Origin of the sequence: Arthrobacter sp. zg-Y40 (assembly GCF_020731535.1) — a bacterium.
In the GTDB taxonomy this organism is placed as follows: domain Bacteria; phylum Actinomycetota; class Actinomycetes; order Actinomycetales; family Micrococcaceae; genus Arthrobacter_B.
The window spans coordinates 265523-289764 of record NZ_JAJFZS010000008.1 but is presented as its reverse complement, the minus strand read 5'-3'; the positions used below and the strand labels follow the sequence as shown (position 1 = coordinate 289764).

General features: G+C 66.4%; 27 protein-coding genes. 19 read left to right on the top strand and 8 right to left on the bottom strand.

The features are described from left to right. Positions 1–63: 63 nt before the first annotated feature. Both LJ754_RS08765 and LJ754_RS08760 read right to left on the bottom strand, forming a co-directional pair. The gene (locus tag LJ754_RS08765) at positions 64–588 is read right to left on the bottom strand and encodes an NfeD family protein (RefSeq protein WP_227926276.1); all 525 of its coding nucleotides are present in this window, start codon (positions 586–588) and stop codon (positions 64–66) included. A 241-nt stretch (positions 589–829) separates the two neighbouring features. After that, complete coding sequence (locus LJ754_RS08760; RefSeq protein WP_227926275.1) at positions 830–1666, bottom strand: putative RNA methyltransferase; 837 nt, start codon at positions 1664–1666, stop codon at positions 830–832. A gap of 58 nt (positions 1667–1724) precedes the next feature. On the opposite strand from LJ754_RS08760, the gene LJ754_RS08755 reads away from it, so the two are divergent. Beyond that, the gene (locus LJ754_RS08755) at positions 1725–3797 is read left to right on the top strand and encodes a S9 family peptidase (RefSeq protein ID WP_227926274.1); all 2073 of its coding nucleotides are present in this window, start codon (positions 1725–1727) and stop codon (positions 3795–3797) included. A 26-nt stretch (positions 3798–3823) separates the two neighbouring features. On the opposite strand, the gene LJ754_RS08750 is transcribed toward LJ754_RS08755, so the two are convergent. After that, entirely contained in the window at positions 3824–4408 is a 585-nt protein-coding gene (locus tag LJ754_RS08750; RefSeq protein WP_227926591.1) for a peptide deformylase, read from the bottom strand. Positions 4409–4517: 109 nt separating this feature from the next. Between LJ754_RS08750 and LJ754_RS08745 the strand changes: the two genes are divergently transcribed. Next, the gene (locus LJ754_RS08745) at positions 4518–5084 is read left to right on the top strand and encodes an SOUL family heme-binding protein (protein ID WP_227911406.1); all 567 of its coding nucleotides are present in this window, start codon (positions 4518–4520) and stop codon (positions 5082–5084) included. 220 nt (positions 5085–5304) lie between these two features. Here LJ754_RS08745 and LJ754_RS08740 read toward each other — a convergent pair whose 3' ends face one another. Continuing rightward, positions 5305–5607, bottom strand: coding sequence for a DUF4193 domain-containing protein (locus LJ754_RS08740; RefSeq protein WP_227911407.1), 303 nt, complete (start codon positions 5605–5607; stop codon positions 5305–5307). Positions 5608–6391: 784 nt separating this feature from the next. Between LJ754_RS08740 and LJ754_RS08735 the strand changes: the two genes are divergently transcribed. Further along, on the top strand, positions 6392–6760 hold the full coding sequence (locus LJ754_RS08735; RefSeq protein WP_227926273.1) for a hypothetical protein: 369 nt from the start codon (positions 6392–6394) through the stop codon (positions 6758–6760). Here LJ754_RS08735 and LJ754_RS08730 read toward each other — a convergent pair. Continuing rightward, positions 6757–7641 carry an alpha/beta fold hydrolase gene (locus tag LJ754_RS08730; RefSeq protein WP_227926272.1) on the bottom strand — a complete coding sequence of 295 codons (885 nt, stop codon included), beginning with the start codon at positions 7639–7641 and terminating at the stop codon, positions 6757–6759. The two genes, LJ754_RS08735 and LJ754_RS08730, sit on opposite strands and share 4 nt — an antisense overlap. Before the next feature lie 85 nt (positions 7642–7726). Here LJ754_RS08730 and LJ754_RS08725 point away from each other — a divergent pair, with 85 nt between their 5' ends. Both LJ754_RS08725 and LJ754_RS08720 read left to right on the top strand, forming a co-directional pair. Further along, a complete protein-coding gene (locus LJ754_RS08725; protein WP_227926271.1) occupies positions 7727–8197 on the top strand; it encodes a MarR family winged helix-turn-helix transcriptional regulator in 471 nt (156 codons plus the stop codon). Beyond that, positions 8194–8757: a GNAT family N-acetyltransferase gene (locus tag LJ754_RS08720; RefSeq protein WP_227926270.1), complete on the top strand. Its 564-nt coding sequence runs from the start codon at positions 8194–8196 to the stop codon at positions 8755–8757. Before LJ754_RS08725 ends, LJ754_RS08720 begins: the two co-directional genes overlap by 4 nt. A gap of 24 nt (positions 8758–8781) precedes the next feature. Here LJ754_RS08720 and LJ754_RS08715 read toward each other — a convergent pair whose 3' ends face one another. Beyond that, positions 8782–9618 carry a class I SAM-dependent methyltransferase gene (locus LJ754_RS08715; RefSeq protein ID WP_227926269.1) on the bottom strand — a complete coding sequence of 279 codons (837 nt, stop codon included), beginning with the start codon at positions 9616–9618 and terminating at the stop codon, positions 8782–8784. A gap of 162 nt (positions 9619–9780) precedes the next feature. On the opposite strand from LJ754_RS08715, the gene LJ754_RS08710 reads away from it, so the two are divergent. The 10 genes from LJ754_RS08710 to LJ754_RS08665 all read left to right on the top strand — a co-directional run bounded on the left by LJ754_RS08710 (position 9781) and on the right by LJ754_RS08665 (position 17988). Then, on the top strand, positions 9781–10224 hold the full coding sequence (locus tag LJ754_RS08710; protein WP_227926268.1) for a YciI family protein: 444 nt from the start codon (positions 9781–9783) through the stop codon (positions 10222–10224). Next, positions 10182–11477: an RNA polymerase sigma factor gene (locus LJ754_RS08705; protein WP_227926267.1), complete on the top strand. Its 1296-nt coding sequence runs from the start codon at positions 10182–10184 to the stop codon at positions 11475–11477. Before LJ754_RS08710 ends, LJ754_RS08705 begins: the two co-directional genes overlap by 43 nt. A gap of 126 nt (positions 11478–11603) precedes the next feature. Further along, positions 11604–13277, top strand: a complete 1674-nt coding sequence (locus tag LJ754_RS08700; RefSeq protein ID WP_227926266.1) for a glycoside hydrolase family 13 protein — start codon at positions 11604–11606, stop codon at positions 13275–13277. A gap of 93 nt (positions 13278–13370) precedes the next feature. Next, positions 13371–13718 carry a UBP-type zinc finger domain-containing protein gene (locus LJ754_RS08695; RefSeq protein ID WP_227911415.1) on the top strand — a complete coding sequence of 116 codons (348 nt, stop codon included), beginning with the start codon at positions 13371–13373 and terminating at the stop codon, positions 13716–13718. 43 nt (positions 13719–13761) lie between these two features. Next, positions 13762–14547: an SDR family oxidoreductase gene (locus LJ754_RS08690; RefSeq protein ID WP_227926265.1), complete on the top strand. Its 786-nt coding sequence runs from the start codon at positions 13762–13764 to the stop codon at positions 14545–14547. 173 nt (positions 14548–14720) lie between these two features. Beyond that, positions 14721–15866 (top strand): ABC transporter permease, encoded by a 1146-nt coding sequence (locus tag LJ754_RS08685; RefSeq protein ID WP_227926264.1) that lies wholly within the window; start codon positions 14721–14723, stop codon positions 15864–15866. Then, complete coding sequence (locus tag LJ754_RS08680) at positions 15863–16567, top strand: ABC transporter ATP-binding protein (protein ID WP_227926263.1); 705 nt, start codon at positions 15863–15865, stop codon at positions 16565–16567. Before LJ754_RS08685 ends, LJ754_RS08680 begins: the two co-directional genes overlap by 4 nt. A 23-nt stretch (positions 16568–16590) precedes the next feature. Further along, positions 16591–17196 carry a TetR/AcrR family transcriptional regulator gene (locus LJ754_RS08675; RefSeq protein WP_227926262.1) on the top strand — a complete coding sequence of 202 codons (606 nt, stop codon included), beginning with the start codon at positions 16591–16593 and terminating at the stop codon, positions 17194–17196. After that, positions 17193–17642 (top strand): DUF3054 domain-containing protein, encoded by a 450-nt coding sequence (locus LJ754_RS08670; RefSeq protein ID WP_227911420.1) that lies wholly within the window; start codon positions 17193–17195, stop codon positions 17640–17642. The genes LJ754_RS08675 and LJ754_RS08670 overlap by 4 nt, the downstream gene beginning before the upstream one ends. Positions 17643–17706: 64 nt before the next feature. Beyond that, positions 17707–17988, top strand: coding sequence for an Lrp/AsnC family transcriptional regulator (locus LJ754_RS08665; protein WP_227911421.1), 282 nt, complete (start codon positions 17707–17709; stop codon positions 17986–17988). Positions 17989–18051: 63 nt separating this feature from the next. Here the strand turns inward: LJ754_RS08665 and trpD are convergent, their stop codons facing one another. After that, positions 18052–19098 (bottom strand): anthranilate phosphoribosyltransferase, encoded by a 1047-nt coding sequence (gene trpD, locus LJ754_RS08660; RefSeq protein ID WP_227926261.1) that lies wholly within the window; start codon positions 19096–19098, stop codon positions 18052–18054. A 159-nt stretch (positions 19099–19257) separates the two neighbouring features. Between trpD and ctaE the strand changes: the two genes are divergently transcribed. The 4 genes from ctaE (at position 19258) to qcrB (ending at position 23583) form a co-directional block, all read left to right on the top strand. Continuing rightward, the gene (gene ctaE / locus LJ754_RS08655; RefSeq protein ID WP_227911423.1) at positions 19258–19896 is read left to right on the top strand and encodes an aa3-type cytochrome oxidase subunit III; all 639 of its coding nucleotides are present in this window, start codon (positions 19258–19260) and stop codon (positions 19894–19896) included. Between the two features lie 80 nt (positions 19897–19976). Next, positions 19977–20777 carry a cytochrome bc1 complex diheme cytochrome c subunit gene (gene qcrC / locus LJ754_RS08650; RefSeq protein ID WP_227926260.1) on the top strand — a complete coding sequence of 267 codons (801 nt, stop codon included), beginning with the start codon at positions 19977–19979 and terminating at the stop codon, positions 20775–20777. Positions 20778–20863: 86 nt separating this feature from the next. Then, positions 20864–21895 carry a cytochrome bc1 complex Rieske iron-sulfur subunit gene (qcrA, locus tag LJ754_RS08645; RefSeq protein WP_227911425.1) on the top strand — a complete coding sequence of 344 codons (1032 nt, stop codon included), beginning with the start codon at positions 20864–20866 and terminating at the stop codon, positions 21893–21895. A 2-nt stretch (positions 21896–21897) separates the two neighbouring features. Then, positions 21898–23583, top strand: a complete 1686-nt coding sequence (gene qcrB, locus LJ754_RS08640) for a cytochrome bc1 complex cytochrome b subunit (RefSeq protein ID WP_227911426.1) — start codon at positions 21898–21900, stop codon at positions 23581–23583. Between the two features lie 87 nt (positions 23584–23670). Here qcrB and LJ754_RS08635 read toward each other — a convergent pair whose 3' ends face one another. Further along, positions 23671–24228, bottom strand: coding sequence for a hypothetical protein (locus LJ754_RS08635; protein WP_227926259.1), 558 nt, complete (start codon positions 24226–24228; stop codon positions 23671–23673). Positions 24229–24242: the final 14 nt, after the last annotated feature.

Sequence of the window (24242 nt, the reverse complement as noted above, 5' to 3'; positions counted from 1 at the left end):
GGGATTTGGCAGAATCCGCGGATCCTGCGGTTGGTCCGGCGGTGGTGCCGCCGGCACGATTAGTTAGGTTGTTTCGCGGCGGCCCGGTTCCGGGGTCGTTCCGCTTCCGGCGGGCCGGTCCGGGGTATTACCGGCCGAAGCCTCGACGACGGCGGTGGCGCCTTCGATCCGGGCCACCCGTACCTGCGTCCCGGCCGCCAGCGTATCCCCGGCGGCGCTGCGCGCGGACCAGGTTTCCCCGCCGATCTTCACTGTGCCGGCGAGCCCGGTCACGGGCTCCAGCGTCAGCGCCGGCCCGCCGACGAGACGGTCTATGTTGGAGAGCTGGTCCTTGCTGCTGTGCTGCAGATGCTTGAGTGCCAGCGGACGCACCAGTGCGATCATCAGCACGGACACCAGGGCGAACACCACAACCTGCAGGAACAGCGGGGCACCGAGCAGCGAACTGAGCATGGCCGCCAGCGCACCAACGGAGAGCATCGCGAAAAACAGATCCAGAGTGAGGGCCTCAATAGCGGCGAAGCCCAGGAAAAGCACCAGCCACAGGGCCCAGCCGTAGCTGAGCATCCATTCGTAGACTTCCTGCATCCGTTATCCCCTTTTCTTTCGGATGTTCTTTCGGATGTATCCGCGTGTAGTCGGGTTCCGGCTTACCGGGTTGCTCCGCTGTGCCCGGGCGTCGCGCGGGGCGTCTTGCCGGTTGGTGCGGCGGTCCGGGTGTGCGCGGGTTCTCCCGGCGCAGCGGCGCGTTGAGATCATTCTGCCCGAAGAGACGGTACAGACCTAGGGATAACCGTGCCGGTTGGGTAACGTTTGCGTCCCGCCCGGGCTAGCGGGCCCGGAAGAGTTGCAGGGAGAACGACGCGGTTACCCCAAACGGCAGGGCAAAGCCCGCCACGGTGCGGTCCAGGGCGGCCGGATCCAGGTGCCGGGCAGAGGGGCCCATGAGGGCGACGTTGCGCAGGTCCGCGGCCTCAAGCTGCATTTCGTAGGTGCAGCGGACCGTGTCCAGCGGCGTGAACCACCGCTCCATTGCGGCGGCAACCCGTTCCGCTTTTTCCGCCCCGATGTCCAGCATCCCTGCTGCGGCGCGGATCTGCTGCAGATGGTCCGGGCCGGGGGTGACCACAGCCAGCACGCCGCTGGAGTCCAGGACCCGGCGGAACTCGGCCGGGTTCCGCGGTGCGAAGACATTCAGGACCACGTCCACCGAGGCATCCGGGAGCGGCAGCCTGCGCCACACGTCCCACACCAAGGCGTAGGAACCGGGCAGGGACCGGGCAGCACGGCGCAGCGCAAATTTGGAAATGTCCATGGCCACGGCGGCTGCTCCGGGAAGGGCCGCCAGGACCTCGCCGAGGTAATAACCCGTGCCGGCACCGGCGTCGAGCACCGTGGCAGCGTTCGGGGCCGCCGGGGAAACCAGCCGGGCGAGTTCCGCAGCCAGGGGCGCGTAGTGGCCGGCGGCGAGGAAATCGGCGCGGGCCTGCACCATGGCGGCAGTGTCGGCCTGGAACTTGGTGCCCGCACCGGTGAGCAGGTTGAAATAGCCCTGTTTGGCGGCGTCGTACCGGTGCCCGGCCGGGCACGCAAGGGTCCGCAGCGCGGCGTCGGGCTCGAGGGTGCTGCCGCAGACGGGACACTCCAGGGGCGGCAGGGAAGGCATAAAACCATCCTAAGGCGGCAGTTGGCCGGGAACGGCAGGGAACATTAGGCTTCCACTCGTGAAACCATGTGACCTGCCTCTCCTTAATTCACTGTCCGCTCCCGCCCTGCACCCTGACGCCCTGCACTGCGTGGTGTCCGTGACCCGGCCCGACTTCGCCGCTGATGCCTATACCGGCCAGCTGTGGCGGGTCCCGCTGACACCGGGCGGGGCGCCGCGCAGGCTCACCCGGGGCTTCCGCGACACCGTCCCGAAGTACAGTCCGGACGGCAGTGTCCTGGGGTTCCTCCGTGCAGCACCGGGGGAGCCGGCCCAGTTGTACGTGCTGGGTGCCGGCAGCGGGGAACCGGTGCAGCTGACCGATGCCGCCCTGGGCGTCAGCTGGTTCGCGTTCTCGCCGGACGGGGTCCGCGCGGTGTTTTCCGCCCGGGTGCCGGAAGCGGGCCGGTACGGCACTGTTGAGGGCGTGGCCGCCGGTGCCGAGGATCCCCGGCTGATCACCACCTTCAAATACCGGATGAACGGCGTGGGCTACACGCAGGACAAACCCGTCCAGGCCTTCCTCGTGGACCTGCCCGATCTGGATGCGGAACCGTACATTCCGCCCCGGGGACGGAGCCGGGAAGCCCGGGCCGGGGAAGACCGCGAAGAGGACCTCGGCGAGGACGGCGGCAGCCGCGGGCTGCCCGAGGCGGTGCAGCTGACCACCGGAGCCACCGACCACCTGCAGCCCGTATTCAGCGCCGACGGGAGCCGGATCCTGTTCACTGCTGCCCGGGACGATGAGACCCTGGTGGCGGATGCATACAGCATCAGCCTTGACGGAACCGGCCTCACGAAGCTGACCAATTTGGGCGGCGGCAGCCCGCTGGCCGTGTCCGACCCGGTGCAAAGCACCAACGGGCACTGGCTGTTCTACCTCGGGCAGGAAGTATCGGAGTCAGGCACCGACTTCGTGGCCCGGAATACCTCGCTGTACGCCGCGCCGGCAGCAGACCCGTCCGCGGTGCGCCGGCTGACGGATCCGGAAAACGTGGACCTGGCCGAGGGCACCGTGGTTCCGCACAACAGCGCCGAAGCCCTGGTCTTTAACCGGTCCCGGGGCACAGGCGAGCTGCTGTCCGTGGATCCCCGGGGCGGGGTGCACACCATGGTGGACGGCCCGCGGGTTGTCACCTCCGCCGGCTCGGCCGGCGGCACCGTGGTGGCCTGCTATACGGATCCGCAGACGGCCGGTGACCTGGCCGTCGTCGGCGACGACGGACTGCGGCGGCTTACCGACTTCTCGGCGGCCCTGCGCCGGCATGCTCCACTGACCGTTCCGGCGGAGGAAACCCATTCCTCATCCGACGGCTATCCGGTCCATGGCTGGGTGGCGCTGCCCGGGGGGCCCGGCCCCCATCCGGTGCTGCTGAACATACACGGCGGACCGTTTGCACAGTACGGGTGGGGCTGCTTCGATGAAACGCAGATTTACACGGAGGCCGGCTACGCCGTGCTGATGTGCAATCCGCGCGGCTCCGCCGGGTACGGGCAGGACCATGGACGCAGCATCAAAGCGGCTATGGGCACCCTCGATTTGGCCGATGTGCTGGCCTTCCTGGACGGCGCCCTGGCCGGGCACCCGGAACTGGACGGCACCCGGGTAGGCATCATGGGCGGCTCCTACGGCGGCTACCTCACGGCCTGGACCATCGCGCACGACCACCGCTTCACCGCTGCCGTGGTGGAGCGAGGTTTCCTGGATCCGCTCTCCTTCACCGGCTCAGCGGACATTGGGTGGTTCTTCAGCGCCGGTTACACGGGCACCGATCCCGGGCACGTCCTGGAGCAGAGTCCGATGGCCCACGTGGACGCCGTCCGGACCCCCACGTTCGTGGTCCACTCCGAGGAGGACCTGCGGTGTCCCGTGGAGCAGGCCCAGCGCTACTACACGGCGCTGAAGCTGCGCGGCGTGCCCACCGAGTTGCTGCTGTTCCCGGGCGAAAACCACGAACTATCACGCAGCGGCACCCCCTGGCACCGCCGCCGCCGGTTCGAGCATTTGCTGCGCTGGTGGGCGCGCTGGTTGCCCACGGCACAGAATCCCGCACCGCAGAACGCCCGACAGCCGGAGCCGGCCGGCGCCTAGGCAGCAGGAGTCCCAGCGGGGCCGGGTTAGAAGCCCAGGACCCGCTGGGACTCCTCGATGTCCGGCGCGGCCCAGCGCCGGGCGTATTCGGTGTTGCTGCACAGCGAGCGGGTGAGCACCTTGTCCACGTACACCGTCCCGTAGAGATGGTCCGTCTCGTGCTGGACAATCCGCGCCTGCCAGCCGCTGAACCGTTCCATGTGCTGGCGGGACTGCGGGTCGGTGTAGTCCAGCACCACGGACGCATGCCGGCGCACCACGCCCTGGTACCCCTCGAAAGACAGGCAGCCCTCGAAGAATTCGGCGCTATCCTCGCCGTCGGCTTCGTAACGGGGATTGATGATGGTGAAGAACGGCAGCGGCTGGCGGTCCCGTACCGCCGCCGCTTCCGCGCCGACGTCGTAGGTGTCTTCCAGTACGGCGATCTGCAGCGGGATGCCCAGCTGGGGCGCGGCCAGGCCTACACCGGGCGCAGCATGCATCACCCGCCGCATCAGCGCAATCAGCGCCTCCAGCTCCTCGGCATCCAGCTCACCGTCGAAGGGCAGCGCCGCACGGCGCAGGGCGGGGTGGCCCAGTTGGACAATCGGTACAAGCTCCTGCTCCAGCATCGGAAGGACCAGGTCACGCAGCAGGGCGGAGGATTCGGTGGGCACGGATTCATCCTAATGGCCGCTACGCTGTTGGTGCGCCGCACCGGAGAGTAGCGTCTGGCCCATCATGACTGAGCAGCAGCCCTACACCGTGCTGGGACGGTATCCAGGATTCGAGTTGCGCCACTATCCGGCGCACGTGCTGGCCCAGGTCACTGTGAACGCGGGATTCGAGGGGGCCGGCAACACCGGTTTCCGCTACCTGTACCGGTACATCAGCGGCCGGAACTCCTCCCGGGCGGGACTGGACCCCTATCCGCCGGGCGAAGTGCAGTTCAGCGAAAACCTGGCGATGACAGCCCCGGTGCTCCTGGAGCCGAGCCCCATCGCGGGAGCCTTTACGGTGGCTTTTGTCCTCCCTGGGGACCTGACCGCCCTCACCGCCCCGGTGCCGGAAGATCCCGCTGTGAGCATTGTGGCGGTACCGGGACAAACGGGGGCGGCGGCCGCCTTCTCCGGACGCTGGAATGAAGCCAACTACCAAGCCCATTTGGCCGCCTTGCAGGCCGCCGTCGGGGCAGAGGGGTTCAGCCTGCTGGGAAACCCGCGTTTTGCGCGGTTCGACCCGCCCTACCGGCCCTGGTTCCTGCGCCGCAACGAGGTGGTTCAGGACGTGGAGGGACCGGGGGACTGACGCGGCAGCGGGTGGATCCCGGGCAGGGCGGCGCCTGTTCCGGTCATGCGTCCGGGTCCGCCAGGTCCTGTTCTGCGGATGACAGCGCCCGGGACGACGGCGGGAGGGCGGCATGGAGGGAGGAGGTCACCCGTGGATTGTATGCGCCGGCGGGGGAGAGCCAAACAAAAAGCCGGGTCCCGCCTCAACGGCGGAACCCGGCTGTGCTGCGGGGCAGGAGTTAGCCTTCGCAGTCCACGCAGTAAGCCTCGCCGTTCTTTTCGCGGGCAATCTGCGAACGGTGGCGTACGAGGAAGCAGGACATGCAGGTGAACTCGTCTGCCTGCGGGGGAACTACCTTGATGAGCAGTTCCTCGCCGGACAGGTCTGCGCCGGGAAGGTCAAAACCATCAATGGCGTCTGACTCTTCGACATCGATGACAGCCGTCATCGCTCCGCCGCGCTGCTGAGCTTTCAGACCCTCCAGGGAGTCTGTGTGCTGGTCTTCTTCCTTGACGCGCGGGGCATCGTAATCGGTAGCCATTTTGTTGTGCTTATCTCCTGATTTGGGGGGGTTGAAGCGTAGATCATATAGGGCAACGAAAGTCGCTGCACCAAACCGTACAGGCGTGGCGGCCGTTCGTTGACGAAATAGGCGGCGAAAGTGACCAACGTCCCGTTCTCCCGTAGTGCCGGCGGTAGTTCCTTCGGCAGGACCGCCGGTACCCGGGTAATCCGGGGACCCCGGGCGCGCAGTGCAGCACGGGAACGGGCACGGGGGACGGGCACAGAAGACGGGCACGGGGGACGGGCACAGGGGAATGGCACGTCCCAGCGCTGCACGCAACGGTTATGTCAACTTGATGAACAGCGGCGGCGGGCTGGCGGGGGAGTTATGTCAACTCATCATGAACCTGTACGGGAAACGTCCGGGGACCGGAAAATGTCCAACCAGGTCAGCGGATTTTGGCCCGGCCGCCCGGGTACGCCAACACGCCGGAGGAAACCGGCCCGGCATGCTGCAGCCCCGCACAGCGGCGCAAAACGAGTCGTCCGCTGCAAAAAGCATTCCCAAAGGTCTCCGGGAGACAGAAACGTCCAAAACCGGGGGATTTGTGCTGATTTGAGTACCGAATCGGCATATAACCCGGAAAAGCGATATTAGTGCTTCTGGCCACTTCCGACGCGTACCGCAAAGTGCCGATAATCCACATTATGTCAACTAGCGTTTAGAAGGGGGTCCCCCGGGGGCGGCCGGAGGCTTCATTCCCGGCAGCGGCCCCAGCAGGTAGGCTTCCGGCAAACACCCGGCGTTCAAGGGAGGCATCATGGGCGCGCATCGCTGGTTTCCCGTTGCCGCAGCCGTCAGCACTCTCGTAGTGTCCCTGGCCGGCTGCGGCGCGGGCGCTTCCGGATCCGACGGCGCTGGATCCGACGGCGCCGAATCCGAGGGCACCGGCGGAAGGCCCAGCCGGTGGTCCGTGAGCGTCATCGATCCCGGGCCCGGCGCCTATGAGCAGTGCCTTGAAGATCCGCGCGTTGAGGAGGCGTTTGTGTCCGCGGACTATCCAGCTTCGCACATGGGTGTGACCCTGACTGCTGACGCAACCGCAGACGATGCCGGGCGGATTGCCGACTGCCTGCAGCAGGCCCTGCCGTCCGCAGAAGTTTCGGTCGCCGGCCCGGGGTCCGGCTAGCCGTCCACGCCGGAGAGGAACTCCAGCAGCGCCGCCCCCAGGGCCTCGGGAGCCTCCTGGGCCGCATAGTGCCCAACGCCGTCCAGCTGCACAGCCGTGAAAGATGCGGTGGCCAGCGGTGCGAAGGTCTGTTCGGTGAACGGCCCGCCGCCGGCACCCACGGCCAGCACCGGCATCGCAAGGGGCCGCGACGCCGCCAGGGCCTTGATTTCCGCCCCTTCCGAAAGCATGGAGCGGTAGAGGCCCGCGGCGCCGTTCCAGCCGCCCGGACGGGAGTACGTGCGGGCAAACTCAGCAATATCCGTGCTGGTCACGGCGCCTTCCACTGCCGTCATGGACGGATAGGCCCAGGCGGCCAGCAGGTCCACTTCCCTGCCGGTCAGCAGCAAGTCCGGTATTCCGGGGGCGGCAAGCATGCCGATATGCCAGGAACCGCCATGGGCGACATCGGCCAGGGCTTCGAGTCCAAACCCGGCCAGCCCGGCCTCCACCGCCGTAAAACTTGCCACTGCCTCGGGGTGTACGGCGGCAAGACGGAACGCCGCTCCCCCGCTGATGTCCTGCGCCAGTAGATGTACCGGCCCGACGCCCAGGGCACGCAGGAATTCATGGAGTGTTTCCGCCACGGCTCTGCTGTCGAGGCCCGTGTCCGGAACTGCAGCGGAATCCCCGAAGCCCGGCAGGTCTACGGCAAACACCCGGTGGCTGCGGGCCAGCACGGGGATCAATGCGCGGAACGCCCACCAGCTTTCCGGGAAACCGTGCAGCAGCAGGACCGGTGATCCTTCCCGGCCGGCGGAGACGTAATGGAGGCGAATTTCGCCGGCCTGGGCGGTGGCATGGCGGGCGCCGGGCCTGGTGGCGGCTGGACTCATGTTCATGGCGCGTCCTCCAATAGACAACCGAGTTGTCCACCATCGTAAGACAAGCGGGTTGTCTAATCCATAGTCCGCGTATGCTGTTTTCGTGAATCGGACCGGTGCGGACCTTGCTTTGCTGCTGCTCGCTGCCTACCGGCAGCTGGTGGAGGACGCGACCGCCGAGCTGGCGGCCCGCGGCTATGCCGACATCCGGCCGGTGCATGATTTTGCCTTGCGCGCCATTGACGCCGGAGCCGACACCGCCTCTGAACTCGGGCGCGCGACGGCGGTCACGAAGCAGGCGGCCGCCAAGACCATCGCGGTGCTGCTGGAACGCGGTTACGCGGAACGCCGCACGGATGAACAGGATGCCCGGCGCAAGCGGCTAACCGTCACTCCCCTGGGCCACCGGATGCTTAGGGAAGGCGAAGCAGTATTTGACGGCCTCCGCGCTGCATGGGCAAGTCGGATCGGCGCACCCGAACTAGGGCAGCTCGAACGGGACCTGGGCGTGCTGGCAGGCGATTCCCGCATCTCACTCGGGTACCCGGGATGGGCCTCAGGGGCCGGCGAATGACGTTGGCCTTTTCCTGGCTCGACTCCCCCGGCAGCCTTTCCCCTGCCATGCGCCGCCAGCTGCTGCACTGCTGGACGGATGTCAGCAACGCAGGCGGCGCCGTCGGCTTCCCGCTGCTGCCGGTGGGTACCGGCGACGTCGAGCCGGCGCTGGCAGCGCTCGTTGCCGCCCTCGCACCCGAAGGCTCCCGGCTGCTGATTGCGGAAGAACACGGCGTGCTGGCCGGGTGGTTGGTCCTCACCGTTTACCCGGGCACCCTGACCAGCCACTGGGCCCGCGTAACCCGGGTACAGAGCGCGCTGGAGGCACGTGGCCGGGGCATTGGCTCCGCACTGATGCAGGAAGCCGCCCGATATGCCCGTGAGGAACTGCGGCTGGACGAACTGATCCTCGAGGTCCGCGGCGGCATGGGGCTGGAGTCCTTTTATTCGGGCCTGGGCTGGGTCGAGTACGGCCGCCGGCCCCGGGCCCTGCGGCTGGCCGCAGACGACTTCCGTGACGAGGTCCTGATGCGCCTGCCGCTGCCCGCCGGCGAAGGCGTGGCCGCGGCACCTGCCTGAGTCCCCTCCCCCGGGCGGCCGGTGTCAGGACCGCGTGGCGGTCACCAGCAGATATTCCCAGTCCATGGCCATCCCGCCGGCCTGGGCGCTGTACCGCTTCACGAGGGCCAGCAGTTCTTCATCCAGTGCGCCCGCCCGGTCCGGATTGTGCGCAAGGAATTCGTACACCGCAATAATTGGTCCGTAGTTCGCCTTAAGGAACCCCAGGAAGTCCTCCGGCGTGGCGAACCGGTCAATAAGCACGGTGCGGCGTTCGGCGCGGAACTCCCGTACCTGCCCCTCCAATAGGGACTCTACGTGCTCACGGTTTCCCCACAATTGCGGTGACTGCGTTCCCGGCGGCGGCGCCGGCGAGTAGGGCTTCAAAGCGGCGAACATGCTGCCGACGAATCCTTCCGGAGTCCAGTTAATCAGCCCGATCCGTCCTCCCGGCCGGCACACGCGGACGAGTTCGGCGGCAGCCAGGCGATGATGCGGGGCGAACATCACGCCTGCACAGGAGATCACCGCGTCGTAGGAGGCATCGGCATACGGGAGATGCTCGGCGTCCGCCATGGACCAGGTCAGCCGGACGGACCGGGCCAGCGCCAGGCGCTTACCGGAATTCAGCAGCTCAGGCGTCAGGTCCGAAGCGGTGACATCAGCTCCCGTCTCAGCTGCCGGGATTGCCGCATTCCCGGTCCCCGCCGCAATGTCCAGGACCCGGTCGCTGCCCCGGATGCCGGCGGCCCGGACGAGGACAGGCCCCAGGGGAGAAATGGTTTCGGCGGCAACGGCCGCGTAGTTCCCCAGCGACCAGATGGCCCTAAGCCGTGCCTTAATCGCCCGGTCCGCGCCGGCATCGCCAGGAAGCTCGTCCATATCCTCACGTCCTTGGTTTCGGAACCGAACGCCGCGGGACTGCGGAACAGATTTTTCCGCGGCTGTCGATATCTCCGCCGCTCGTTCGACGCCATAGTAGAAGACGCAACACCGCGTCCTCACAGTTGCAGGAACGGCAACGCATAGAAGAAGGAGTCCACCATGAAGTACATGCTCATTATGCGGTCCACCGACGCGGGCGTGCAGGCCTACAAGGATGTCCCCTTCGAGGAAGTCATTAACCGGATGGGCGCCTATAACGAGTCAATGATCAACGCAGGGGTATTGCTGGCCGGCGAAGGCCTGGCCGAGATTTCCACCGACAGCGGCTTTGTTGTGGACTTTTCCGAGGATCCGCCGCTGATCACAGACGGCCCCTACGGGGAAACCCATGAGCTGTTCAACGGGTTCTGGATCATCTCCGCCGCCTCCCGCGAAGAAGCGGCGGAATGGGCCAGCCGCTGCCCGCTTGGACCGGGATCGAAGCTGGAAGTGCGGCGGGTAACGGAGGCTGCGGACTTCTCGGATTTCGCTGACAACGAGTACATCCGGAAGGAAGAAGGATGGCGCAGGGACGAGGAGAAGCTGCGCACGGAGCACCGGTAGCAGCCGGTCCCGGGCAGGCAGCGGCAATCCGGCGCCGCCTCGACGCGCTGTGGCGCATCGAAGGTGCCCGGATTGTTGCTGCCCTGGCGCGTGCCACCGGGGACGTGGGCCTGGCCGAGGACGCGGCCCAGGAAGCGGTTGCCCAGGCACTGGAACAGTGGGGCACACGCGGCGTTCCGCGGAACCCCGGCGCTTGGATTACGACGGCGGCCCGGCGGCGCGCCATCGACCGCTGGCGGCGGGAGGACCAGCTCGGCAACCGTTACGCGCAGTTGGCCCGCGCCCGGGAAGATGAAGCCGCCGTTGACTGGGATCCGCTCCCCGACGATGTGCTCCGGCTGCTGTTTACCGCCTGCCATCCCGTGCTTGCGCCTGAGGCCCAGGTAGCGCTGACCCTGCGGGTGGTGGGATCACTGCGCACGGAGGAAATCGCCCGGCTGTTCCTGGTACCCGTGGCCACCATGCAGCAGCGGATCCTCCGTGCCCGGAAGAGCCTGGCCGCCGCCCGGGTCCCGTTCGAAGTCCCGGAACCCAATGAGTGGGGTCCGCGGCTGCGGGGTGTGATGCATGTTGTCTACCTGATGTTCACGGAGGGGTATGCGGCAACGGCCGGTGAGACCTGGATCCGGCCGGACCTGGCTAACGAGGCACTGCGGATCGGACGGATCCTGGCCGGCCTGGTGCCCCGGGTCCCGGAGGTCCACGCGCTGGTGGCGCTGATGGAGTTCCAAGCCTCCCGTTTCGCCGCCCGCACCGGGGCCGGCGGTGAGCCGGTGCTGCTGCCGGACCAGGACCGCACCAGGTGGGACCGGGCGCAGATTGAGCGGGGCCGCGCGTCGCTGGCCCGCGCGGACGCCCTGGCAGCAGCGGCCGGACGGTCCCGCGGGAGCTACGCACTGCAGGCAGCCATCGCGCAATGCCATGCCACCGCCGGGCGTGCCGACGAGACGGACTGGCCGGCCATCGTTGACCTCTATGAGGCGCTGGGCCGCATCAGCCCCGGCGACGTCGTCGACCTCAACCGTGCCGTAGCAGTGTCCATGGCGTCGGGGCCCGAGCCGGCCCTGGCCATTGTGGAGCGTCTGGACGCCCGGGGGGCCCTGCGGGGATCCCATCTGCTGCCCAGCGTGCGTGGCGAGCTGCTCTCCCGGCTGGGCAGGGTCGAGGAGGCCAGGGCCGAATTCCGCGCCGCCGCGGAACTGGCGGAGAACCGGCATGAACGCCGGCTCCTGCTGCTCCGGGGGCAGGAGTAGAGTCCAACCACACGCGTTTCCCGCATTGCCCTTTCACAGTCTGTCCATATTCACAGTCTCTCCAAATCCACAGTCTCTCCAAATCCACAGTCTCTCCAAATCCACAGTCTCTGCCAAAGGATCACCTTGACCTCAAACCCGCAGCCCTTCCCATCCAACGCCGATCCCCTGACGGATCCGGACTGGTGGCGGCAGGCTGCGGTTTACCAGGTGTATCCGCGCAGCTTCTCGGACTCCAACGGTGACGGGCTGGGCGACCTGCAGGGCGTAACCGCCAAGGTGCCCTACCTTTCGGCCCTCGGAGTGGACGCCGTATGGCTCAGTCCCTTTTACCCCTCGGCGCTCGCCGACGGAGGTTACGACGTCGACGACTACCGTGATGTCGACCCGCGCCTGGGCACCTTGGCGCACTTCGACGACATGGCCGCTGCCCTGCACGGTGCCGGAATCAAGCTGATTGTGGACATTGTCCCCAATCATTCCTCCAACCGGCATACCTGGTTCCGCGAAGCGCTGGACTCGCCCCGGGGTTCCGCGGCCCGGGAACGGTATATCTTCCGCGACGGCACCGGGCCCGACGGCGCCCAGCCGCCCTCAGACTGGCAGTCCGTGTTCGGCGGCAGCGCCTGGGAGCAGGTGCCGGACGGGCAGTGGTACCTGCACCTCTTCGCTCCGGAGCAGCCGGACTTCAACTGGGACAACCGTGCGGTAAAGGATGAATTCCTGGCCACCCTGCGTTTCTGGTCCGACCGCGGAGTGGACGGCTTCCGGATTGACGTGGCGCATGCCCTGGCGAAGGACCTGAGCGAACCGCTGCCCTCCAGCGCACTGCTCGTTGCCGAGGGCGACGGAACCGACGGCGCGCATCCGTTCTGGGACCGGAACGAGGTCCATGACATCTACACCGAGTGGCGCGCCCTGTTCAATGAATACACTCCGCCGCGCACCGCGGTGGCCGAAGCCTGGGTCCATGCATCCCGCCGCGGCCGCTACGCCAGCCCCGAGGGGCTGGGCCAGGCATTCAACTTCGACCTGCTGCAGGCGGATTTCGACGCCGCCCGCTTCCGCACGGTCATCACCGACAATCTGGTCCAGGCGGCGGAGACCGGCGCGTCATCCACCTGGGTCCTGTCCAACCACGACGTCGTGCGGCATGCCACGCGCTACGGGCTGCCGGCCGCGCCGGCGGACAGCGCCAAGGGCCAGGACGGCAAGGCATGGGTCCTGGCCGGCGGCCCCGAAGAGCAACTGGACCGTGCGGCGGGGCTGCGCCGGGCCCGCGCGGCCACCCTCCTGATGCTGGCCCTGCCCGGTTCCGCCTATCTGTACCAGGGCGAAGAACTGGGCCTGCACGAGGTGGCAGCCATCCCCGACGCCGACCGCCAGGATCCCGCCTTCTTCCGCAACGCCGGGGTGGAAAAGGGCCGGGACGGCTGCCGGGTGCCGCTGCCATGGACCACGGAGGAGCCGTCCTTCGGCTTCGGCACCGGCGCACCCCACCTGCCCCAGCCGGAATGGTTTGGGCCCGCGGCTGTGTCGCTGCAGGACGCCGATACGGATTCCACGCTGTACTTCTACCGGCGGGCCCTGGAACTGCGCGGCAAGCGGCAGGGTGCCGAGGAACTTGCGTGGGTGCCCAGCGCTGCCTCCGTCCTGCACTTCACCCGGCCCGGCGGCTGGCAGAGCATCACCAACTTCGGTACCGCGGCCGTGGCCCTGCCCGCCGGCACGGTGCTGCACACCAGCGCGTCGCTCGAGGGCGGTCTGCTGCCGCCGGACACCACGGCCTGGCTCGGCTGACCGGCGGCTGCTTCCGGGGCCTGTCGGAGGGAAGGCGGGATGGCTACCGTGGAGGGTAGGCAAGAACAGCTACCCGTTGTAAGGAGATCCGCCATGGAGCCAATCCCCGGGATCAACGTTTCGGTTCCGCCCAGCGGCCCGGGCTGCGTGGAATGCACGCAGCAGCAGGGCTGGTGGTACCACCTGCGCCGCTGCACCGAATGCGGGCACATCGGCTGCTGCGACAATTCGCCGGGCCAGCACGCCACCGCGCACGAGCAGCAGACCGGGCACCAGATCATCCGCAGCTATGAGCCGGGCGAGGACTGGTTCTGGAACTACGCCGATTCCTCTGTTTTCGCCGGCCCCGAGCTGGCCCCGCCGGAGCACCACCCGTTCAACCAGTCGGTTCCCGGGCCGGCCAGCCGGGTGCCTCCGGACTGGCAGGAGCTGCTGCGCTGAACGCGTGGGCAGCACCGGGTGAGTCCGGGTTTACACTGTAAACATGACTAGAACCTACATCGTTACAGGATCCGCTTCCGGCATCGGAGCAGCCACCGCCAACCTGCTGAAGGAGGCCGGCAACAAAGTCATTGGCGTTGACCTCCGCAACGCCGACGTTGAAGGCGATCTCAGCACCCCCGAGGGCCGTTCCGCTGCCGTAGCCAAGGTCCTTGACCTTTCCGGCGGCACTGTCGACGCCGTGATCGCCTGCGCAGGCATCTCTGCCCCCGCCCCCATCACCGTGGCCGTGAACTTCTTCGGTGTTACCGACTTCCTCACCGCACTGGCACCCGTCCTGGCCAAGAGCAGCGCCCCGCGTGCCGCCGTCGTCAGCTCCATGGCGAGCCTGCAGCCCAACTCCCCCGAGCTGGTTGAGGCGCTGCTGGCCGGCAGCGAGGAGGAAGCGCTGCGGATCGGCAAGGAGCTCGCAGACAAGGGCCCCCAGACCGGCTACCTTAACTACCCGTCCAGCAAGCGCGCACTCAGCCGCTGGGTCCGCCGCGAAAGCATCACCCCGGCATTTGCCGGTGCCGGCATCCCGCTGAACGCCGTGGCCCCCGGCACCGTCCTGTCCGCCATGACCCGCGAGCTCCTGGCCACGCCCGAACGCCGTGCCATGGTGGACGAAAACGTCCCCATGCCGCTGAACGGCCACTCCGAGCCCGAGGTCATTGCCCGGCTGCTCATCTGGCTGACGTCCGAGGAGAACACCCACACCACCGGCCAGACCATCTACACCGACGGCGGCGCCGACGCGACGCTGCGCGGCGACGACATCTGGTCCTAGTCCGTCCCCTGCCGCACCGCTGCGGCAAACACCTCCGGCGCCGGGTATCCCCCGGCGCCGGAGGTGTTTAACGGCAGCATTCGCGTCCCCCGGTACTTTTCTGACATGATGTTGGCATGATGCCAACAGCCCGTCGGCATCATGCCCAGAAAAATACCACTCAAGGGGTACCGATGTTTTTAGCGTTGCGTGAACTGCGTTTCGCCCGGGCCAGATTCGGACTGATGGGCGGCGTCGTCGCCCTCATCGCCGTGCTAATGGTCCTGCTGTCCGGCTTGTCCTCCGGTCTCGTCAACGACGGCGTCTCCGGCCTCAAATCCATGCCGGCAACTGCGTTTGCCTTCAACGAGGGCACCAAGACCGACAATGCCTTCTCCCGCAGCGTGGTGGACGAACACCAGGCTGCAGTGTGGGCCGAACAGCCCGGCGTGGATGAAGCGGCCCTGATGGGCACTGCCATGATGAACGGCACCACCGGAAACGGCACCCAGGTGGATCTGGCCCTGTTCGGCATCGAACCCGACTCGTTCCTGGCCCCGCAGGTCGGCGAAGGCCGCGGCCTGTCCGCACCGGATGAAATCGTGGTCTCCTCCACCGCGGCAGATGCCGGCCTGAACATTGGTGACGTGGTGACCCTCGAACGCATCGGCGTCGAACTGACCGTGGTCGGCTACACGGACAGCCAGGCGACGTTCGGCCACGTTGACCTCGCTTACCTTCCGCTGGATACCTGGCAGTACCTGGCCAGCGGCCAGAGTGTTCCCGGAGTCCCCGCCAAGGCACAAATGGACGGCGTGAAATTCGACACTGCCAGCACGGTTGCCCTGAAGGCAGCCGACGGTGCGGACATCGACTTTGCGGCAGGAGACGACGCCGCCGGAACAGTCACGTCCACCCTGTCCGAATCCTTCAATGCTTCCCCCGGCTACTCCGCCGAAACCATGACCCTGCAGATGATCCAGGTGTTCCTCTACGCCATCTGCGCCCTGGTCGTTGGTGCTTTCTTCACGGTCTGGACCATCCAGCGCAAACACGAACTCGCAGTCCTGCGCGCCGTAGGCGCCTCCACCGGGTACCTGCTCCGTGACGGCCTGCTGCAGGCAACCATCATCTTGGTGGTCTCCACGGTTGTCGGCATCCTTGCCGGCCTCGCCATGGGCGCCGGGCTGAGCGGGACCGCCATGCCGTTCGCACTGGAACCCGCACCCATCGTGCTGGCCACGGTCCTGACCATCGTGCTGGGCCTGGCCGGCGCCGCCCTGGCCATTGTCCGCATTTCCCGCGTAGATCCCCTGGCTGCCCTTGGAGGACAACGATGAGCACCGCAACCACACAGCAGCCAAACTCCGGAACCCGAACCGGCGGCCTGCTGATCACCTCCGCGAACCTGGCGCTGGGCGACGGCGGCAGCACAGTCCAGGCCCTGGACAATGTTTCGCTGGCCGTCCGGCCCGGGGAAATGGTCGCCGTCGTCGGACCGTCCGGGGCTGGCAAATCCAGCCTCCTAGCGGTAGCCGGCGCCCTCACCGCGCCTGACACGGGCACCGTGCAGGTGAACGGCGTGGACCTCGCAACCCTCGGCAAGGCCGCCCGCGCCAGGTTCCGCCTGCGCGAAATCGGCTTTGTGTTCCAGTCGGGAAACCTGATTCCCGCACTGAACTCCGTCGAACAGCTGAAGCTGATGCAGAAACTGGCCGGCAGCAGCGACGGCCTGGACCCGATGGAACTGCTGGCCGGGGTGGGCATGGAACACAAGGCCAAGAGCCGGCCGGACCAGCTCTCCGGCGGGGAACGCCAGCGCGTGGGCATTGCCCGCTCACTGGTCAACCGGCCGACCCTGCTGCTGGTGGACGAACCCACCGCAGCCCTGGACCGGGCCCGGAGCCAGGACGTGGTGGCCCTGCTGGCCCGGGAAACCCATGAGCGCGGCGTTGCTACAGTTATGGTGACGCACGATCACGACGTCCTGCACCACTGCGACCGCGTAGTCGAAATGGTGGACGGGCGTCTCTCAAGCTAAACCAGCACGAACAGGAGGGCCAAGTGCCCCGAATCTCTGCCCCCACGGTGGCCGAACACCGGGCGGCACAGCAGCGGGCGCTGCTGGATGCGGCGCGCACCCTCCTGGCCCGCACCGGCGAGGCCCCCAGCATGGCCGAAGTGGCCGCGCTGGCGGGCCTCGCCCGGCCCAGCGCCTACCAGTACTACAAGTCCCGCCAGGACCTCCTGCACGCACTGGTCCAGGACGTTTTTCCGCGCTGGACCCGGCGGGTGACGGAAGCCATGGACGCTGAGCCGGACCCGGCGGACCGGATCATGGCCTATGTCCTGACCAACATCGCCCTCGTAGCCGAAGGCGAACACGCCGTGGGCAACGCCCTTGCCGCCGTCGCACCGGGCGAGGAACTGAACAACCAAAGCGCCATGATGCACCGCCAGCTGCTGACCCCGCTGGTGGAAACCCTGACCATGCTCGGCGTCCGGGATCCCCATGTGACCGCCGAACTGATCAACGCCATAGTCCATTCCTCCACCCGGCTGCTGGAATCGGGCACCGGCCGGGAAATCGTCGAGGGCCGGGTCCGCGAACTCCTTGGCCCGTACGTCCGCGAAAACCGCGCCACCGCCGCCCGGGAGGGCACCGCATGAGCAATACCGCACCGCATACGTCCGGCGGAAACGCTGCCGCCGCAAATTCCGCTGGTACTTCCACTGAAAAGACCATCCGGTCCTGGCCCTTGGTCCTCGCGGCGGACCTGGTCCTGATTGTTGTGTTCGCCGCCCTGGGCCGGCGCAGCCATGAGCACGGGCTGGCGCTTGCCGGCATCCTCGGCACGGCCCTGCCCTTTGCTGCCGCGTGCCTGCTCGGATGGGCTGCTGCGCGCGCCTGGCGCCGACCGGTCGCACTGTGGCCCTCCGGCGTCGTCATCTGGCTGGTTACGGTAGTTGCAGGCCTGGGCATCCGGGCACTAACCGGCGGCGGTACGGCCACCAGCTTCATGCTGGTTACCCTCGCTGTGCTGGCAGTGTTCCTGCTGGGCCAGCGGCTGCTCTGGCGCGCCGGTGCCCGCGTGCGATCCCGGCGGATCCACTAGGCTCGAGGTAACGACCCGCGGGCGCACCGCGCGCCCGCACACCGCCGCAGGAAAGGCCCCCGCCATGATCACAGCTTTTGTACTCATCCAGACCGACTCGGCCCGGATCCCGGAATGCGCCGAGGAAATCTCGGAGATCGAAGGCATCAGCGAGGTCTACTCCGTCACCGGCGAATGCGACCTTATTGCCATTGCCCGTGTGCAACGGCACGAGGACCTCGCCGACGCCATTGCCAACCGGCTGTCCAAGGTGGACGGGGTGATCGGAACCACCACGCAGATCGCGTTCCGGGCCTACTCCAAACACGACCTCGACGCCGCGTTCTCACTGGGCTTCGACAGCTAATATCCGGGCCTGTTCCCCGCCGGTCCCCCGCTTGTCCCCCGCCCGCCGAACCACGGCGCGGCCCTACTGCGTTACCGCCACCCAGCGGTCCAGTGCGGTTTGGGCCGCGCCGCTGTCAATTGAGGCGCAGGCGCGTTCCAGCCCGCGGGCCAGCCGGTGCAGCAGCGGGCCGGCTGCGTCTTCATCCAGTGCCACCAGGGCAGCTGCAGCGTTCAGCACCACCGCGTCGCGCACCGGCCCCTTGTCTCCGGCGAGCACACTGCGGACCACCGCTGCATTGGACGCAGCGTCACCGCCCCGCAGGTCCTCCAGCGTGGCCCGGCTGATCCCGAGATCCAGGGGATCCACCACTGACTCCTCCACGGCCCCGTTACGGACCTCCCAGACGGTCGAGATACCCGTGGTGGTCATCTCGTCCAGACCGTCCTGGCCGCGGAACACCAGGGCGCGCACGCCGCGCCGGGCCAATACTCCGGCCATCAGGGGTGCCAGCCGTGCATCGGCCACGCCGATCGCGGAGGCGCTGGGGCGGGACGGATTGGTCAGCGGACCCATGAAATTGAAGGCGGTGGCCACGCCCATCTCACGCCGCGGTACGGCGGCAAAGCGCATGGACGGATGGAAGACCTGCGCAAAGCAGAACGTGATGCCTGCTTCCATGGCGGCCCGCGCCACCCGGTCAACGGGAAGGTCAAGACGGACTCCCAGCGCCTCGATGACGTCGGCGGAACCGGACGCCGACGAGGCCGCCCGGTTGCCGTGCTTGACCACCTTGGCGCCCGCCCCTGCGCACACCAGCGCCGCCATGGAGGAAATGTTCACAGTGTTATGGCGGTCACCGCCGGTACCGACAATGTCCAGGGTCTCCCCCGGGATATCGATGGGCCGGGCGCTTGCCAGCATGGCCTCGACCAGCCCGGTGAGTTCGTCAACCGTCTCTCCCTTGGCGCGCAGTGCCACCAGGAACCCCGCAATCTGGGAGTCGGTGGCGTTGCCGGCCATGATCGCGGACATCGCCCAGCGGGTCTGCGCGGTAGTGAGGTGCCTGCCCTCGATCAGCGCCGTAATCAGGCCCGGCCAGGTGTATGTCGAACTCGGATTCGTAGTCACACCCCCTAGGTTATCTACGATTCGTAGAAATTGCTGATTTCTTTCTGAAGCTCCGATTCCGCGCCAATACAGGGATCCGGGGCTTCAGTGCGCGCCGGGGACGCGCCGTTGGCCCTGATCTGTTGGAGAAGTAGGCGGTTTTACCGCCATAATGTCTATGTGACAACAGCGACCCATGCCCCCAGTACCCCGGCTCACCCCACGCTGAACCGCCCCAATATGGTTTCCGTAGGAACCGTGGTGTGGCTCTCCAGTGAACTGATGTTCTTTGCTGCCCTGTTCGCCATGTACTTCACGCTTCGCTCCACCTCGAGCGAACTGTGGGCCATGGAGACGGAGAAGCTGAACGTCCCGTTCGCTTTCGTTAACACGGTGATCCTTGTTTCCAGTTCCTTCACCTGCCAGTTCGGCGTTTTCGCTGCAGAACGACTCCAGGCACGCCGCACCGGAGGGCTTCTGAAGCTTTCCCGCTGGGGCATGACCGAGTGGTTCCTGCTGACCTTCGTACTTGGAGCGATCTTCGTCTCCGTACAGGCTTTCGAATACGCGACGCTGGTTTCTGAAGGCGTATCCCTCTCGTCGAACTCTTACGGTTCCGCGTTCTACCTGACCACCGGTTTCCACGGCCTGCACGTGACCGGCGGCCTGATCGCGTTCCTCTTCATCATCGGCCGTGCCTACGCCGCCAAGCGCTTCGGACACTTCGAAGCAACCTCGGCGATCGTCACCTCGTACTACTGGCACTTCGTTGATGTGGTCTGGATTGCCCTGTTCGTCATCATCTACTTCCTCAAGTAACACTGCTTGAGGACCGCACCCAAGAAATACCTCAAAGTGGCACCTGTTTCCCAAAGACCACATAAGTTAGGAACTACGAAGTGAAGGCACTATCGCAAAGGCGGCGTCATCCCCTCGCAGCAGTAGCGCTGCTGCTGCTGGGACTCCTCGTTACGGGTGGTCTCTACGCCGTAGCCAACGGCGCCAACCAGGCCCAGGCCGCGACCACCACCTACACTGCCGATGACGTCAGCGAAGGCGAGAAGCTGTTCGTCGCCAACTGCGCAACGTGCCACGGCATCGAAGCCACCGGATCCGAGAACGGACCCTCCCTGGTGGGCGTCGGCGCTGCGTCGGTTGACTTCCAGGTCGGTACCGGCCGCATGCCGATGGCCATGCAGGGCCCGCAGGCCCAGCAGAAGCCCGTCCAGTTCAATGAAGAGCAGACGGCAGACCTCGCCGCCTACGTCTCCAGCATCGGCGCCGGTCCCTCCGTTCCGGACTCCGAGTACCTGGAACCGGACACCAGCGACGAAGAGGCTGCCGCCAACGGCGGCGAGCTGTTCCGCGTCAACTGCGCCATGTGCCACAACGCTGCCGCCGCCGGCGGTGCGCTGACCCGCGGCAAGTTCGCTCCGTCCCTGGAGGGCGTCAGCGAGAAGCACATCTACGAGGCCATGGTCACCGGCCCGCAGAACATGCCTGTCTTCAACGACACGAACATCACGCCCGAAGACAAGCAGGACATCATCACGTTCCTGAAGAACATCGAGGCCAACGGCTCTCCCGGCGGAGCGCAGCTCGGCTCGCTGGGACCGGTTTCCGAAGGCCTGTTCATCTGGACCGCAGGTCTGGGAATCATCATCGCTTTCACTATTTGGTTGACCTCCCGGTCTTCCTAACCACCCGCCGCGCTCACCCCCACGGGTGACATCACAGTTACACATAGGTCTATAAATGCAGTTTCAAGAGAAGGATGAGGGGGATCATGGGCGACCATAGTCACGGCAGTCCGAACACCTCGGGCACCGTCGCTACGGCTGGCCAGGGAGAAGAGGAGAAGTTCCAGAATCCGGGACTTCCCCCGCACCGCCCTCGTCTAGCCGACACAAATCCCCGCGCCGAAAAGCGGGCCGAACGGCAGGTCGCAAGCCTGTTCGTCATCTCGGCCATTGGCACGATCGTATTTTTCGTGGGGTACTTCAGCATCCACCTGGATGATGCCAGCATCGCCACGCTGCGGCTGCAGAACATCCTGCTGGGTCTGGGCACGGCATTCGCCATGCTGGGCATCGGCGTAGGTATTGTCCACTGGGCCAAGACCCTGATGCCGGACCACGAAATCGTGGAAGAACGCCACGAGATCCGTCCCGAAGAGGACCGCGTTATTGCCGAAAAGATGGTGGGCGACATCATCGAGGAGACGGGCATCAAGCGCCGTCCCCTGATCCGCAACACGCTCCTCGGCGCCATGGTCCTGGCACCGCTGCCGGCGATCGCGGTCTTCCGCGACCTCGGCCCGCTGCCCGGCAATACCCTGCGCCACACCATGTGGGACGAGAACACCTACCTGACCCGGGACCCCAGCGGTACCCGGATCAAGGCTTCCGACGTCACCCTGGGCTCGGCGTTCCACGTCATCCCCGAAGGCCTGACGGAACTGGAAGAGCACAAGCTCGAAGAGAAGGCCAAGGCAGTAGTCCTGCTCATGCGCCTTAACCCGGAAGACCTCAACCCCTCCCCCGGGCGCGAGGACTGGGCCGTAGACGGCATCGTCGCCTACTCCAAGATCTGCACCCACGTGGGCTGCCCCGTGGCCCTCTACGAGCAGCAGACGCACCATTTGCTGTGCCCGTGCCACCAGTCGACCTTCGATGTCACGCAGGAATGCAAGGTCATCTTCGGCCCGGCCGGCCACGCACTGCCGCAGCTGCCCATCAAGGTCGACAAAGACGGCTACCTGCAGGCTCAGAGTGACTTCAAAGAGCCTGTCGGACCGAGCTACTGGGAGCGTGGTTAACCGTGAGTGTCCCCTCCGCTACGCCTTACGAAGCCAAGACCCGTCTTGGCCGCGTCACCAACTTCGTTGACTCCCGGGTCAGCGGCTCGGCCATGGTCAAGGAGTTCGGCCGCAAGGTCTTCCCCGACCACTGGTCCTTCATGTTCGGTGAAGTTGCGCTGTACTGCTTCGTCATCCTGCTGCTGACCGGCACGTTCCTGACCTTCTTCTTCGATCCGTCCATGGCGGAGACGCATTACGAAGGCAGCTACGTTCCGCTCAACGGCGTGGAGATGTCTGTCGCCTACGAGTCCTCGCTGAATATCTCCTTCGATATCCGCGGCGGCCTCTTTATGCGCCAGGTGCACCACTGGTCGGCCCTGCTCTTCGTAGCGGCCGTCTCCGTGCACATGCTCCGCGTGTTCTTCACCGGAGCGTTCCGCAAGCCCCGTGAACTGAACTGGGTGGTGGGCGGCGTCCTGCTCATCCTCTCCCTCGCGGCCGGCTTCACCGGCTACTCCCTCCCCGATGACCTGCTCTCCGGCAACGGCCTGCGAATCATCGACGGCGTCATCAAGTCGATTCCCGTAGTGGGCACCTACATCAGCTTCTTCCTGTTCGGCGGCGAATTCCCGGGAACGGATATCATCGGGCGTCTTTACGTCCTGCATATCCTCCTGGTGCCGGCCCTGATCCTGCTGATGATCGCGATCCACCTCTTCATGGTGGTCATCCACAAGCACACCCAGTTCCGCGGACCCGGCCGGACCAACAACAATGTTGTCGGTTACCCGGTGGGCCCGGTCTACGCTGCCAAGGCCGGTGGATTCTTCTTCATCGTCTTCGGCATCATCGCCATCATTGCGGGCTTCTTCACGATCAACCCGATCTGGAACTACGGCCCGTACGATCCCTCCCCCGTGTCCGCCGGTACCCAGCCTGACTGGTACATCGGTTGGGTTGACGGCGCCCTGCGCCTGATGCCCGGCTTCATCGGCGGGTTCCCCTTCGAATGGGTCATCCCGTTCCCGTGGGGCGACAACACGCTCTCCCTGAACGTCCTGCTGCCGGCCCTGGTGCCTGCAGGCCTGGTCTTCACACTGCTGTTCACCTGGCCCTGGATCGAAGCGTGGCTGACCAAGGACAAGCGGGTGCACAACCTGCTCGACCGTCCGCGCAACGCTCCGTACCGCACGGCAGTCGGCGTCGCCGGCATCACGTTCTACTCGGTTATGTGGGCAGCTGCCAGCTCCGACCTCATCGCCACGCACTTCCACGTGTCGCTGAACGACGTGACCTACTGGCTGCGGGTCCTGCTCTTCGTTGGCCCGGTCCTGGCGTTCATCATCACGCGCCGCATCGCCCTGGCGCTGCAGCGCAAGGACCGCGAGATTGTCCTCCACGGCGTGGAGAGCGGACGCATTGTCCGTCTCCCGCACGGCGAGTACATCGAGGTCCACGAGCCGCTGGACGAGTACAAGCGCTACCGCCTGGTGGACTTCGAGTCCTACAAGGCACTGCCGGCCCAGCCGGGCGCCAACGGCAAGGTCTCCGGCAAGGAGAAGCGGCGGGCCAAGCTCTCGCGCTTCTTCTTCGAAGACCGCGTTGCCCCGGTAACGCCGTCGGAGCTTGAAAACGCGCACCACCACGAGTCGCCTGCCGAGGTCGAAGCCAAGGCTGACGACCAGCAGTCGATCGAACAGCACTAACTGCCGCAAGGCGCTTAGCGTAAAGGAAGGCCCCGCCGGATGTCCGGCGGGGCCTTCCTTGTATCTCTGCGATGTTCCGGCTGGCAATCAGGAGAGAGTGAACGGCTCCTTGGAGGGCAGCGGGTACCGGCGGCGCAGCTGATCGGGATCGGCGACCGGCGCGGAACCGATGGTGAGCTTGGTGAAGTCCAGCAGCGGGTCCCGCAGCACAACCTTCAGTCCGGCCACGGCTTTGTTCACATCCGGAACCAGGCAGTAGATGTTCAGCTTCCGCGGCGCGAACTCGCTGTGGTCCACTTCCCCCAGCCCGCGCCAGAGGAAGTAGGAGGAGATAGCCTGGGTGGCCTTGTGCTCAAGGTACCGGTCCCGCTCAGTACCGGTGGCGGACTTCAGCGCGTACTGGGCGATGACCCAGTGCTGCTGCTCCGGCTCCAGTTCCGCATAGCCGTCCTCTTCCGAGGCCACTGCGAACGCATGCAGGAGCCCCTCGGCTGCCTCTGGCGCCACGTCCTGAACCTTGGCTTTGCCTTCATGGCCCACGGGCCCGGAGGTCAGCATAAGCTGCCCTTCGTCCTCCTCGTAAAGCGCTTCACGAAAGTGCAGGACTCCTGCTTCGTCGCGCTTGTACATCCTGATGGTTATCATTGCGGTGTTCCTCT